This window comes from Streptococcus mitis SK1080 (assembly GCF_000220085.1).
GTDB lineage: Bacteria > Bacillota > Bacilli > Lactobacillales > Streptococcaceae > Streptococcus > Streptococcus mitis_K.
This window is the reverse complement of sequence record NZ_AFQV01000022.1, coordinates 1-13,445: the sequence shown is the minus strand read 5'-3', so window position 1 is coordinate 13,445 and position 13,445 is coordinate 1. Positions and strand designations below refer to the sequence as shown.

The 13,445-nt window shown below is 41.1% G+C and carries 11 protein-coding genes; 5 read left to right on the top strand and 6 right to left on the bottom strand.

All coding sequences use genetic code 11. The features are described 5' to 3' along the window. Positions 1-16: 16 nt before the first annotated feature. Together aspS and HMPREF9957_RS09145 are read left to right on the top strand one after the other, a co-directional pair. The gene (aspS, locus tag HMPREF9957_RS09150) at positions 17-1,780 is read left to right on the top strand and encodes an aspartate--tRNA ligase (protein WP_000830863.1); all 1,764 of its coding nucleotides are present in this window, start codon (positions 17-19) and stop codon (positions 1,778-1,780) included. Beyond that, entirely contained in the window at positions 1,758-2,699 is a 942-nt protein-coding gene (locus HMPREF9957_RS09145) for a YitT family protein (RefSeq protein WP_000806276.1), read from the top strand. The genes aspS and HMPREF9957_RS09145 overlap by 23 nt, the downstream gene beginning before the upstream one ends. A gap of 28 nt (positions 2,700-2,727) precedes the next feature. Here HMPREF9957_RS09145 and HMPREF9957_RS09140 read toward each other — a convergent pair whose 3' ends face one another. The 5 genes from HMPREF9957_RS09140 to HMPREF9957_RS09120 form a co-directional block, all read right to left on the bottom strand. After that, positions 2,728-3,714, bottom strand: coding sequence for a LacI family DNA-binding transcriptional regulator (locus tag HMPREF9957_RS09140; RefSeq protein ID WP_001145441.1), 987 nt, complete (start codon positions 3,712-3,714; stop codon positions 2,728-2,730). A gap of 9 nt (positions 3,715-3,723) precedes the next feature. Next, positions 3,724-4,524, bottom strand: coding sequence for a DUF1189 domain-containing protein (locus tag HMPREF9957_RS09135; RefSeq protein ID WP_000938254.1), 801 nt, complete (start codon positions 4,522-4,524; stop codon positions 3,724-3,726). 145 nt (positions 4,525-4,669) lie between these two features. Continuing rightward, positions 4,670-5,512: a sugar ABC transporter permease gene (locus HMPREF9957_RS09130; RefSeq protein ID WP_001065648.1), complete on the bottom strand. Its 843-nt coding sequence runs from the start codon at positions 5,510-5,512 to the stop codon at positions 4,670-4,672. 1 nt (position 5,513) lies between these two features. Continuing rightward, on the bottom strand, positions 5,514-6,806 hold the full coding sequence (locus HMPREF9957_RS09125) for a sugar ABC transporter permease (protein WP_000414962.1): 1,293 nt from the start codon (positions 6,804-6,806) through the stop codon (positions 5,514-5,516). 109 nt (positions 6,807-6,915) lie between these two features. Continuing rightward, positions 6,916-8,187, bottom strand: a complete 1,272-nt coding sequence (locus HMPREF9957_RS09120; protein WP_000095473.1) for an extracellular solute-binding protein — start codon at positions 8,185-8,187, stop codon at positions 6,916-6,918. 553 nt (positions 8,188-8,740) lie between these two features. On the opposite strand from HMPREF9957_RS09120, the gene malQ reads away from it, so the two are divergent. From malQ to HMPREF9957_RS13615, 3 genes are all read left to right on the top strand, one after another. Beyond that, complete coding sequence (malQ, locus tag HMPREF9957_RS09115) at positions 8,741-10,258, top strand: 4-alpha-glucanotransferase (RefSeq protein WP_000747304.1); 1,518 nt, start codon at positions 8,741-8,743, stop codon at positions 10,256-10,258. A gap of 25 nt (positions 10,259-10,283) precedes the next feature. Beyond that, the gene (gene glgP, locus HMPREF9957_RS09110; protein WP_000950149.1) at positions 10,284-12,542 is read left to right on the top strand and encodes a glycogen/starch/alpha-glucan family phosphorylase; all 2,259 of its coding nucleotides are present in this window, start codon (positions 10,284-10,286) and stop codon (positions 12,540-12,542) included. Positions 12,543-12,785: 243 nt separating this feature from the next. Then, a complete protein-coding gene (locus HMPREF9957_RS13615) occupies positions 12,786-12,992 on the top strand; it encodes a hypothetical protein (protein ID WP_000265675.1) in 207 nt (68 codons plus the stop codon). 301 nt (positions 12,993-13,293) lie between these two features. On the opposite strand, the gene HMPREF9957_RS12745 is transcribed toward HMPREF9957_RS13615, so the two are convergent. Continuing rightward, the coding region (locus HMPREF9957_RS12745; protein WP_000499236.1) for an IS3 family transposase at positions 13,294-13,445 on the bottom strand (152 nt) is incomplete at its 5' end.

Here is a 13,445-nt window from a genome sequence, read left to right as displayed (position 1 = left end):
AAAGAGGAGAGAAACAATGAAACGTAGTATGTATGCTGGTCGTGTTCGTGAGGAACACATTGGACAAGAAATAACCTTGAAAGGATGGGTTGGCCGTCGTCGTGACCTTGGTGGTTTGATCTTTATCGATCTTCGTGACCGTGAAGGAATCATGCAGTTGGTTATCAACCCTGAAAAAGTATCTGCAGAGGTTATGGCAACAGCTGAAGGCCTTCGTAGCGAATTTGTTATCGAGGTGACTGGTCAGGTCGCTGCGCGTGAGCAAGCCAATGATAAGTTGCCAACTGGTGCAGTTGAGTTAAACGTGACAGCTCTGACAGTGCTTAATACAGCTAAGACAACACCATTTGAGATTAAGGATGGTATTGAGGCTAATGACGATACACGTTTGCGTTACCGTTACCTTGACCTTCGTCGTCCAGAAATGTTGGAAAATCTCAAACTTCGTGCTAAGGTGACCCACTCTATCCGAAATTACTTGGATGAGTTGGAGTTTATCGACGTGGAGACACCATTCCTTTCTAAGTCAACTCCTGAAGGGGCGCGTGATTACTTGGTGCCATCTCGTGTTAATAAAGGGCATTTTTACGCTCTTCCTCAAAGTCCACAAATCACGAAACAACTCTTGATGAATGCTGGTTTTGACCGTTATTATCAAATCGTCAAATGTTTCCGTGACGAGGACTTGCGTGGTGACCGCCAGCCTGAGTTTACCCAGGTCGACTTGGAAACGTCTTTCCTTACTGAGCAAGAAATCCAAGATATCACAGAAGGTTTGATTGCCCGCGTGATGAAGGAAACAAAAGGCATCGAAGTAACGCTACCATTCCCTCGTATGAAATATGATGACGCTATGGCTCTTTACGGTTCTGACAAGCCAGATACCCGTTTTGACATGTTGCTTCAGGACTTGACAGAAGTGGTCAAAGGTGTAGACTTTAAAGTCTTTTCAGAAGCACCTGCTGTAAAAGCAATTGTAGTCAAAAGAGCTGCGGACAACTATTCACGTAAAGACATCGACAAGATGACAGAAGTAGCCAAACAGTATGGTGCCAAAGGTCTTGCTTGGGTCAAGGTTGTGGATGGAGAATTAAACGGACCAGTTGCCAAGTTCTTGACAGGCATCCAAGCAGAATTGACAACAGCGCTTGCTCTTGAAGATAAGGACTTGGTTCTCTTTGTGGCAGATACGCTTGAAGTGGCCAATGCAACTCTTGGTGCCCTTCGTGGACGTATTGCCAAAGAGCTTGGCTTGATTGATAACGATAAATTTAACTTCCTTTGGGTGGTTGACTGGCCAATGTTTGAATGGTCTGAAGAAGAAGGCCGCTACATGAGCGCCCACCATCCATTCACACTTCCACAGGAAGAAACTGCTCACGAATTAGAAGGTGATTTGGCTAAGGTTCGTGCCATTGCTTACGATATCGTCTTGAACGGTTATGAGCTTGGTGGTGGTAGCCTTCGTATCAACCAAAAAGACCTTCAAGAACGCATGTTCAAGGCTCTTGGTTTCTCAGCAGAAGAAGCAAATGACCAGTTTGGCTTCCTTCTTGAAGCCATGGACTATGGTTTCCCACCACACGGTGGTTTGGCTATTGGGCTTGACCGCTTTGTGATGCTCTTAGCAGGAGAAGAAAATATCCGTGAAGTCATTGCCTTTCCTAAGAACAACAAGGCAAGTGATCCAATGACACAAGCTCCTTCAACAGTAGCTCTCAAACAACTAGAGGAACTCAGCTTACAAGTAGAAGAAGATGAAACAAGCAAAACGAATTAAGCGGTGGCGCTATTATCTGCGCCGCTTTGCTCATCAGATAAAAATTTTACGTGTCTTACAAAGCATCTCTCGTGAGAAGTATGACGAGAAGATTTCGGCCTCTCTGGTCTATGGATTTCTATCAGCAGTAGCGGTCAATTTCTTTTTCCAACCGGGGCATGTGTATTCGAGTGGTGCGACAGGTTTGGCACAGATTATCTCTGCCTTGAGTAATCACTGGTTTGGTTTTCATATTCCGATTTCGCTAACCTTTTACGCCATTAACTTCCCTTTGATGGTCTTGGCCTGGTATCAGATTGGCCATAAGTTCACCGTCTTTACCTTTATCACGGTATCCATGAGTTCTTTCTTTATCCAGTTTGTCCCTGTGGCGACCTTGACGGAGGATCCCATTATCAATGCCCTTTTTGGGGGCGTTGTCATGGGCTTGGGAATTGGTTTTGCTCTTCGCAACAATATCTCCAGTGGTGGGACGGATATCGTCAGCCTGACCATTCGCAAGAAAACGGGTAAGAATGTCGGTAGTATTTCTTTCTTGGTAAATGGGACCATCATGCTGATAGCAGGTTTGACCTTTGGTTGGAAATACGCTCTCTACTCTATGATTACCATCTTTGTCTCTAGCCGTGTGACAGACGCCGTCTTTACCAAGCAAAAACGCATGCAGGCCATGATTGTGACCAATCATCCAGATAAAGTAATTGAGAAAATCCATAAAAAATTGCACCGCGGAGCAACCATGATCCACGATGCAGAAGGAACCTATAATCACGAGAGAAAGGCAGTTTTAATTACTGTCATTACACGTGCAGAGTTTAATGAATTTAAACAGATTATGAAACAGGTGGATCCAGGCGCCTTTGTCTCTGTATCTGAGAATGTTCATATTCTGGGACGATTCGTTGAAACAGAAAATTAGTGATAAAAAAACCAGCGCGAGCTGGTTTTTATTTTTCAATAATTTTGTGGGCGATTAACTGACGGTAGCAGATTTGTCTATTTTCTTTAGAATCATTGATGATGCAGAGAATAGTTTCTAAAGAAGTGCGTCCGAGGGCTAGGCTATTGATATCTATATAGGCTGCCAAATTGAGCTTAGGATTAATCGAGTCAAAGCTGAGAACAGGGACATCCAGCTGGTGTTTGGCAATATAGTCACAAACACCTTCAGCTAGGAGGCTATCGGTTGTGATGATAGCATCAATTTGTGGATCGTGCTTGAATAATCGCTTGCTAAATTTATAGCCCTTTTCTTCCAGAAACTCGTCTGCAAAGTAGATGCGATTGGTGTCAGTGGTAAGTTTGTAATGTTTAAGCGCCTGTTCATAGCCTGTTAAACGGTCTTTGGTCACGAAGAGCTTTTTACTTCCTCCGATAAAGGCAATGCGTTTGCAGCCTTTTTTGATGAAATATTCGGTTGCATCAAAACCAGCTTGAACATTGTCGTTGTCGACAAGTGGGATGAAAGGAGATAGAGATTTACCTAAGATAAGGAAGGGGAACTGTTCTTCTGCTACGAGTTTTACGAGAGGGTCTTCTTCTTGGGCATAGAGAAAGATTAGCCCATCTACACGCTTGCCGTAGACCATTTGTGAAATAGCGTTGAGACGCTCCTTCTCATCTTTCCCTGTTGCTATCTGAATGGCATAGTGGTTTTCAGATGCGACTTGAGAGATGCCACGTAGAACCGATGGAAAGAAAGGATTCTGGTAGAAGGCGTCTGAGTCATCAGGAAGAACCAAACCAATCACCTGAGTATAGCTACTTACCAAGCTGCGAGCATTGAGGTTGGGATGGTAATTGAGCTCCTTCATAGCCTTGCGAACGCGTTTTTTTGTTTCGTCGCTAATGGTTGATTTATTTTGAATAACACGGGTTACGGTTGAAGGTGAAACACCAGCAGCCTTGGCCACGTCTTTAATCGTAACGGGCATAAAAATCTCCTATTTATGGTAATCTGGATCACGAAAATGCGTTTTATAAAAGATAGTGACCAGATAAAGGACAAAAAGAATGTTTTGTATAGTGATGAGGTTTGACATATTTTGGCCAAACAATCCCAAAATAAGCGTAATCAGAGTCGGCAATCCTAAACAGTTCAAGATAAAATGGTAGCACTCTTTAAAGGTCCTAAATGAAAAGAGGCGTGATTTCTTAGTGATATAAAGGAGAAGACTAGCTCCTAGAGAGACGATAAAGAAATTCAAACCAAAGAGGAAGCTTGCACCGAGAACTAGGAAGAGACTGATATAGACACGATTCTGCTGGTACCAGTCTTTAGAAATGGCTTGGGTCAAGCTATCTTTACTTTTGAAACTCTCAGTCTCAATCGCTCGGTAAGAGACACGGGTCAGTTCCTTACTTTCCTTGCTGATGACGAGCTCATTCGTATCGAAATGCAGTTGCAAGTCCTTAGGTAACTCCTTACTTTGACTTGGACCGATTAAAAGAGAAGGCGCTTGACTAGCTGTTCCTGTATAAGTTAATTTACCATCAACAATTCTAGCATGCTCAGAGAGGTCCTGGACAACCCCATCTGTCAGAGGTTCATAGACATTATCGATGAAGGTTTCTAGCGGATAAGTCTCCTGCGAGCTGTTTTGAATGGCAATGGGTACCATAGACAAGCTGATAAGGAAGATACTGGTAAAGAGAAGCTGAAACCAGTTGAGCCCGAAACGTTTGGACAGGGGCTTACGAAATCCCCAAATACTTGAAAAATAGGAAAATGGATATGGAAGCATAGGTATCTTTCTAAAAGGTGTTTTCTATATGAGTATTATTATATAGAGAAATGCGCTTTATTTCAAGTCTAGGAGAAAGATTGCTTGTTACAAGGATAGTTTTATAGTCACAAGCTTCAAAATGAAAAAGGGTGGCGGGGATAAATTATCCCTTGTCGCCACCACTTGTAAGTCCTGAAACAAAGTTCTTTTGTAGGAAGAAGAAGAGAATACAGATTGGAAGGGCGATGAGGATAGCACCTGCTGAGAAGTAGGCGATCTTCATGTTTTTCACATTGCTAACGAAGGTTTGGAGACCTACGGCAACGGTAAAGTATTCTTTCTCACGAAGCAAGAAACTAGAGAGGATGTAGTCCCCGAAAGGTCCCATGAAGGCCCAGAGAGCTTGTACGGCAACCATTGGGCGAACAAGTGGAAGAACAATTTGCCAGAAGCGGCGGAAGTGTCCTGCACCGTCTAGTTTTGCAGATTCGTCTAGAGACATTGGCACTGTATCGAAGTAGCCCTTCATGAGCCAAGCATTCATTGGAATACCACCACCAACGTAGAGGAAGATGAGGAACCAGCTGTGGTTAAGGGCGTTCAACATAAGCGCCATAACGAAGAAGGCTGTCAAAGCGGCCATAGTTGGCACCATTTGGATAATCAAGAAGAAGACCAAACTTTGTTTACGAGCCAAGAAGTTGTAACGGCTGTAGGCATAACCAGCAAGTACGATGATACTTGTTTGAACAACCATGGTAATCAAGGCGATAATCAAAGTATTGAGGTACCAAGTACCGTACAAGGTTTCAGTGAAGAGGCCTTTAAAGTTATCAAAATTGAGGTCGATATTAGTATCTAGTTTAAAGGCTGAGACGTTACCTGCTTTAAAGGCTGACATGATGGTAATCAAAAGTGGATAGATAATTACGATTGATAGGCCAATTAAGTAGAGGTAAGTAAGGGTTTGAGTCAGTCTACGTTTGAGTTTAATTGAGTTATTCATCTTAGACGTCCTCCATATCAAATGCGTGTAGTTTCTTGAATGCAATCATAGAGATTGAGATGACAATGATAGAGATAATCAAGGTAACAGCTGCCGCCATTGAGTATTGAGGAGATGTACCTGTTGTCAAACGGTAGATCCATGAGATCAAGATATCGGTTGAACCAGCTCCACCTCCGACACTACCAGGACCTCCACCATTGAAGAGGTACATGATAGAGAAGTTGTTAAAGTTGAAGGTGTATTGGCTAATCAAAGTAGGTGCTGCAACAGCCAAGATCATTGGGAAAGTGATGTTGCGGAATTTTTGCCAAGCATTAGCACCGTCAATATAAGCTGCTTCGTAAAGGTCGTTAGGAATAGATTGCAAGATACCCAAGGTCAAAACGTAGATGTATGGGAATCCAAGCCAACCTTGCATCATAATCAAGGCAATCTTAGTCCAAGTTGGGTCTGTTTTCCAAGGGATAAGAGCCCCATCAAGGAAAGGAAGGAATTTAGCAAAGATTGGCAAAACTTGAGTGTTGATAGCTCCGACACTATCGTTAAACATGTTTGAGAATGTCAAGATAGTGATGAAGGCTGGGACAGCCCAAGGAAGAAGGAAAATAACACCAAAGATACGTTTTCCTTTGATAAATGGTTGGTTAGCAATGATAGCTGTGAAGATACCAATCACGATCTGTAAAGTTGAGGCAGATAAAGCCCAAATGATAGTCCAAGAAAGAACAGAACCGAAGGCAGAACGGAAGGTACTCAAGCTCCAAATGTTTGTAAAGTTTGTCAAACCAACCCAGTCCAACAATTTGTTTGGTGGCAAGTGTTGGAAGTCATAGTTAGTAAAGGCGATCATCAAGGTTACGATAACTGGGAAGATAATCGCGAAGGTCATGGCAACATAAGATGGAATGATCAAGAGGTAAGGGAAGCCATTTTCATAGATTCCTTTGACCATTTCTTTAAAGGTAAGTGCTACTGGAATACCATTATTAATGTGTTTAGCAGTTGTATGTGCATCTTTAATATTTGAGAAATAAAAGAGTACATAAACAACTACAAAGATTAAATGGAAGGCACCACGAATCAGCATAAAGAGGGAATTGTCACGACCTGGCTTGTCACCAAGAGTGATGAGGTTGCTCAATTCAGGGGCTGCAAGTGCTAGGAAATAAAGGACAAATACGATGGTTACACCAAGGAAGATAAAACCTTTGGCCTTTTGTTTATTGTAAATCTGTCCTAACCCAGGAATGATAGACAGCAGGGCTGCTTTACTAGGTTGTTGCTTTTCCATAATAACTCCTTTCATAGGATACTGGTTTCTAGATAAAACCTAAACTATTTGTGTTTTCGTTGATAAATTCAAAGGGGGATTTGATTTCCACCCCCCTTGAACAAATTTCTTATTCACCAAATTTTTGTTTGATTGTTTCTTTGATCAATGTTACAGCATCGTTAGCAGCTGTTTTAGCATCTTTCTTACCACTTACAGCTTCAAACAACATTGTTTTAGCTGGGTCCCAAACAGCTGACATTTGAGAGATGTTTGGCATTGGTTGAGCGTTCTTGAACTGTTTGATAACAGCTGTTGTCAACTCATCATTTTTACCTTCAGCGTATGAACGAGCTTCAGTGTTAGCTGGGATTTCATTAGTTTTATCGTAGAAGGCTTTTTGTTGTTCAGTTGAAACAAGGAAGTCTACAAATTTTTGAGCAGCTTCAAGGTTCTTAGTGCTTGATGGGATGATCCAAGCTTTACCACCACCAAATGCTGCGTAGTCTTTTCCGTTTGGAAGAGTTGGGATAGTTGCAACACCGTAGTTTACTTTAGCGTCTTTGAAGGCTTGAGCTTTCCAAGGTCCATCGATGATAGCAGCTGTTTTACCTTCTTGGAATTGAGTTTGGATTAGGTTTCCAGCTCCTTCCGTATCTTGCATACCTTTAGGCCATTTTTCATACCAAGTTTTAGCGTATTCTACACCTTTGATAGCGCCGTCGTTGGCAAGACCGATGTCTTTAGCGTCTTTACCGTTTTGTCCGAATACGTAACCGCCGTTACCAGCAAGAAGTCCGTATGCAAAGTAGAAGTTTGTCCAGTCAGCTAGGAAAGCAGAAGTTTTTCCATCTTCTCCAGCGAATGCGTATTTGCTATCTTTAGCAAGGTTTTCCAAGTCAGCAAATGTTTTTGGAGCTTCTTTTACCAAGTCTTTGTTGTAGTACATAACAAGTGACTCGATAACGGCAGGAGCACCGTAAACTTTACCGTCAGCAGCTGTTACAAGAGATTTAGTTTTATCATCTGTTTTAGCACCGTCGCTCAATTTCACTTCTGAAAGTTGTCCGTCAGTACCAAGGCTACCTACACGGTCGTATGGAGCCATCATAACGTCAGGAGCTTGACCTGATTGGTTGTCAAGAGAAAGTTTGTCAAGCCCACCCATTTGGTCACCAGATTTGATGTTAACTGTTGTTCCTGATTGTTCTTTATAAGCTTTAGCTACTGTTTCAGCATAAGCTTTGTATTGGTCCTCAACGTAAAGAGTGATTTCTTTCGCTTCAGATGAACCAGAATCAGCAGGTTTATCAGCAGTTTTGCTTCCGCAAGCTACCAAAAGCAAGCTAGCAAGTGTAACAGTTCCAAGCACCGCAGCGCTCTTCATGAATTTAGATGACATAGTGTATTCCTCCTAAAGAATAACAAGTTTTATTGATAAGGAAACGCAAACGTTTTCCTTTATGAGCTTAGTATAGCACAAATAGAAAACGGTTGCAAGTGTTTTTGTCAAAAATTTTAAAAAATTTTTAAGCTTGATTTGATAGCATGATTTTGCTTTTTAATAGAAGAAAAGTGTGAAATAGATAAGAATACAGTATTTTTAATAAAAAATAGATGGAATCTGTCTAAAGAGGGAAATCAGGAGGGGCTATCTCCCTGTTTCTAATTCCTATCTATTTTCTATAGACGTTTGTGCCTCCTTGCATATAAATCAAAGTTTTCTAAAGGAAGATTTGCGCTTTGTAGACTGTCCCGTGAGAGTCAAACTTTAGGATTAGATGGTTTTAAGTTATCTTTGCTAAAATGGGTTAGTCTCCTTAAAAATAATCAAAAAAGTTTTTTAAAAACGCTTGCAATTATGCTTGAAAAGGAGTATACTTATAAGTAGCGCAAACGTTTGCGTCTGCAAAAATACGCAACGTTCCATTAATTTTAACACATGAGGTGCTATTATGAAAAAACGTCAAAGTGGTGTGTTGATGCACATCTCTTCTCTTCCAGGAGCATACGGAATCGGATCATTTGGTCAAAGTGCTTACGACTTCGTTGATTTCTTGGTTCGTACAAAACAACGTTACTGGCAAATCCTTCCACTAGGAACAACTAGTTACGGGGATTCTCCTTACCAGTCTTTCTCAGCCTTTGCAGGAAATACTCATTTTATCGATTTGGATATCTTGGTGGAGCAAGGTTTGTTGGAAGCAAGTGACCTTGAAGGAGTTGACTTTGGTAGCGATGCGTCTGAAGTTGACTATGCTAAGATTTACTATGCACGTCGTCCTCTTTTAGAAAAAGCGGTGAAACGTTTCTTTGAAGTCGGAGATGTTAAAGATTTTGAGAAATTTGCTCAAGGCAACCAATCATGGCTTGAGCTCTTTGCTGAGTATATGGCTATCAAAGAGCATTTTGAAAATCTTGCTTGGACAGAATGGCCAGATGCAGATGCTCGTGCTCGTAAAGCTTCAGCACTTGAAAGCTACCGTGAGCAATTAGCAGACAAGTTGGTTTACCACCGTGTGACTCAGTACTTCTTCTTCCAACAATGGTTGAAATTGAAAGCTTATGCTAACGACAACCACATCGAAATCGTTGGGGACATGCCAATCTACGTAGCAGAAGATTCAAGCGATATGTGGGCAAATCCACATCTCTTCAAGACAGATGTCAACGGTAAAGCAACTTGCATCGCAGGATGCCCACCAGATGAGTTCTCTGCAACTGGTCAGCTTTGGGGTAACCCAATCTATGACTGGGAAGCAATGGACAAAGACGGCTACAAATGGTGGATTGAACGCTTGCGTGAAAGCTTCAAAATCTACGATATCGTTCGTATCGACCACTTCCGTGGTTTCGAATCTTACTGGGAAATCCCTGCTGGTTCCGATACAGCAGCACCTGGTGAGTGGGTGAAGGGTCCAGGATACAAGCTTTTTGCAGCCGTTAAGGAAGAACTTGGTGAGTTAAACATCATCGCAGAAGACCTTGGTTTCATGACAGACGAAGTTATCGAATTGCGTGAACGTACTGGCTTCCCAGGAATGAAGATTCTTCAATTTGCCTTCAACCCAGAAGACGAAAGTATCGATAGCCCACACTTGGCACCTGCTAACTCAGTTATGTACACAGGAACTCACGATAACAATACAGTTCTTGGTTGGTACCGTAACGAGATTGATGATGCGACTCGTGAGTACATGGCTCGCTACACTAACCGTAAAGAGTATGAAACAGTGCCACATGCTATGCTTCGTACAGTCTTTTCATCAGTTAGCTTCATGGCAATTGCAACTATGCAAGATTTGCTAGAATTGGATGAGACAGCTCGTATGAACTTCCCATCTACCCTTGGTGGAAACTGGTCTTGGCGTATGACTGAAGAACAATTGACACCAGCTGTCGAGGAAGGTTTGCTTGACTTGACAACAATCTATCGCCGAATTAATGAAAATTTGGTAGAATTAAAGAAATAATACAATATCAGGAGACATCTTAAACATGTTATCACTACAAGAATTTGTACAAAATCGTTACAATAAAACCATTGCAGAATGTAGCAATGAAGAGCTTTACCTTGCTCTTCTTAACTACAGCAAGCTTGCAAGTAGCCAAAAACCAGTTAACACTGGTAAGAAAAAAGTTTACTACATCTCAGCTGAGTTCTTGATTGGTAAACTCTTGTCAAACAACTTGATCAACCTTGGTCTTTACGACGATGTCAAAAAAGAACTTGCTGCTGCAGGTAAAGACTTGATCGAAGTTGAAGAAGTTGAATTGGAACCATCTCTTGGTAATGGTGGTTTGGGACGTTTGGCTGCCTGCTTTATCGACTCAATTGCGACTCTTGGTTTGAATGGTGACGGTGTTGGTCTTAACTACCACTTTGGTCTTTTCCAACAAGTTCTTAAAAACAACCAACAAGAAACAATTCCAAATGCATGGTTGACAGAGCAAAACTGGTTGGTTCGCTCAAGCCGTAGCTACCAAGTGCCATTTGCAGACTTTACTTTGACATCAACTCTTTATGATATTGATGTTCCTGGTTACAAGACAGAAACGAAGAACCGCTTGCGTTTGTTTGACTTGGATTCAGTTGATTCTTCTATTATTAAAGACGGTATCAGCTTTGACAAGACAGATATCGCTCGCAACTTGACTCTCTTCCTTTACCCAGATGATAGTGACCGTCAAGGTGAATTGCTCCGTATCTTCCAACAATACTTCATGGTTTCAAACGGTGCGCAATTGATCATTGACGAAGCAATCGAAAAAGGAAGCAACTTGCATGACCTTGCTGACTACGCAGTTGTACAAATCAACGATACTCACCCATCAATGGTTATCCCTGAATTGATCCGTCTTTTGACTGCACGTGGTATCGAGCTTGACGAAGCAATCTCAATCGTTCGTAGCATGACTGCCTACACTAACCACACAATTCTTGCTGAAGCTCTTGAAAAATGGCCTCTTGAATTCTTGCAAGAAGTGGTTCCTCACTTGGTACCAATCATCGAAGAATTGGACCGTCGCGTGAAAGCAGAATACAAAGATCCAGCTGTTCAAATTATCGATGAGAGCGGACGTGTTCACATGGCTCACATGGATATCCACTACGGATACAGTGTTAACGGGGTAGCGGCACTCCACACTGAAATCTTGAAGAACTCTGAGTTGAAAGCTTTCTACGACCTTTACCCAGAAAAATTCAACAACAAAACAAACGGTATCACTTTCCGTCGTTGGCTCATGCATGCTAACCCAAGCTTGTCTCACTACTTGGATGAGATTCTTGGAGATGGTTGGCACCATGAAGCAGATGAGCTTGAAAAACTCTTGTCTTATGAAGACAAAGCAGCTGTCAAAGAAAAATTGGAAAGCATCAAGGCTCACAACAAGCGTAAATTGGCTCGTCACTTGAAAGAACACCAAGGTGTGGAAATCAATCCAAACTCTATCTTTGATATCCAAATCAAACGTCTTCACGAGTACAAACGCCAACAAATGAACGCTTTGTACGTGATCCACAAATACCTTGATATCAAAGCTGGTAACATCCCTGCTCGCCCAATCACAATCTTCTTTGGTGGTAAAGCAGCTCCAGCCTACACAATCGCTCAAGACATCATCCACTTGATTCTTTGCATGTCAGAAGTTATTGCTAACGATCCAGCAGTAGCTCCACACTTGCAAGTAGTTATGGTTGAAAACTACAACGTTACTGCAGCAAGCTTCCTTATCCCAGCATGTGATATCTCAGAACAAATCTCACTTGCTTCTAAAGAAGCTTCAGGTACTGGTAACATGAAATTTATGTTGAACGGAGCTTTGACTCTTGGTACTATGGACGGTGCTAACGTGGAAATCGCTGAGTTGGTTGGCGACGAAAACATCTACATTTTCGGTGAAGATTCAGAAACTGTTATCGACCTTTACGCAAAAGCAGCTTACAAATCAAGCGAATTCTACGCTCGTAAAGCTATCAAACCATTGGTTGACTTCATCGTTAGCGATGCAGTTCTTGCAGCTGGAAACAAAGAGCGCTTGGAACGTCTTTACAATGAATTGATCAACAAAGACTGGTTCATGACTCTTCTTGACTTGGAAGACTATATCAAAGTGAAAGAGCAAATGTTGGCTGACTACGAAGACCGTGACGCATGGTTGGATAAAGTCATCGTTAACATTTCTAAAGCAGGGTTCTTCTCATCTGACCGTACAATTGCTCAGTATAACGAAGATATCTGGCACTTGAACTAAGATACAAATTTATACTAATACATTTTGTAAAAAAGCGAGTTTCGATTGAAATTCGCTTTTTTAAATGCTGTGGATTTTGGTTAATTCTGTCTAAAAATAGGGAAATCCTAGATACAGTTAAGGCTTAAAATGCTGGTTTTTACTGTCTTCAGCCTTATATTTCTTCGTAGTTGATTACCTCATATCTCTTGTATTCGCTTACATAAATTGTTATAATATGATTGTAGGAAAGAAGGTGTTTTTATGTGGAAAAAATATTTTTCAAAATATAAATGGACGGATTTATTTTGGATTTTATTTGTTATTTTGACATGCCTCTTGGCGGGTAATGATACTCTTTTCCCCCTTACCCATCAAGAAATCTCTTATCATGGGTGCTTATTTGGAATTACACTTGCATTATATCACTTGCTATTTATTGATAAGTTTGTTATCTCGAATCGAAAATAAAGATTAGAACTATGCTTGACTGCCTACTTTTATGATTGATTTTTGGGGGAAGATTTTGTCTCTGTTATTTATTATTTTAAATTTATCTATTTTGTACAAGATTTATTCTTTGAGGCGGGAAAAATCGAAATACTTGATTTATACGGCCTATATCATATTTGGGGCAAATGTACTATATGGTATTCAATGGTTATTAAAAGAACTGGTTTCAAAGATTTCTACTTAATGTGTATGGAAACTATAACAAAACGCATAGTATCAAGGTTTTTGAGTACTGACCCCAAAAAGTTAGACAATTAATTTATCCGAAGGATTTAGTTCTGTACTGCACAGGGCTAAGTCCTTTTAGTTTTACCTTAATTCGTTTATTGTTGTAGTAATCAATATAGTCTACAATAGCTTGTTCCAATTGCTTAAGCGACTGAAACGACTTCTCATAACCGTAAAACATTT

What these genes read in the sequence shown, in the direction of transcription:
- aspS (WP_000830863.1), top strand. Translation starts at nt 17, where the DNA reads ATGAAACGTAGTATGTATGCTGGTCGTGTTCGTGAGGAACACATTGGA.
- malQ (WP_000747304.1), top strand. Translation starts at nt 8,741, where the DNA reads ATGAAAAAACGTCAAAGTGGTGTGTTGATGCACATCTCTTCTCTTCCA.
- HMPREF9957_RS09135 (WP_000938254.1), bottom strand. Translation starts at nt 4,524, where the DNA reads ATGCTTCCATATCCATTTTCCTATTTTTCAAGTATTTGGGGATTTCGT.
- glgP (WP_000950149.1), top strand. Translation starts at nt 10,284, where the DNA reads ATGTTATCACTACAAGAATTTGTACAAAATCGTTACAATAAAACCATT.
- HMPREF9957_RS09130 (WP_001065648.1), bottom strand. Translation starts at nt 5,512, where the DNA reads ATGAATAACTCAATTAAACTCAAACGTAGACTGACTCAAACCCTTACT.
- HMPREF9957_RS13615 (WP_000265675.1), top strand. Translation starts at nt 12,786, where the DNA reads ATGTGGAAAAAATATTTTTCAAAATATAAATGGACGGATTTATTTTGG.
- HMPREF9957_RS09120 (WP_000095473.1), bottom strand. Translation starts at nt 8,187, where the DNA reads ATGTCATCTAAATTCATGAAGAGCGCTGCGGTGCTTGGAACTGTTACA.
- HMPREF9957_RS09125 (WP_000414962.1), bottom strand. Translation starts at nt 6,806, where the DNA reads ATGGAAAAGCAACAACCTAGTAAAGCAGCCCTGCTGTCTATCATTCCT.
- HMPREF9957_RS09140 (WP_001145441.1), bottom strand. Translation starts at nt 3,714, where the DNA reads ATGCCCGTTACGATTAAAGACGTGGCCAAGGCTGCTGGTGTTTCACCT.
- HMPREF9957_RS09145 (WP_000806276.1), top strand. Translation starts at nt 1,758, where the DNA reads ATGAAACAAGCAAAACGAATTAAGCGGTGGCGCTATTATCTGCGCCGC.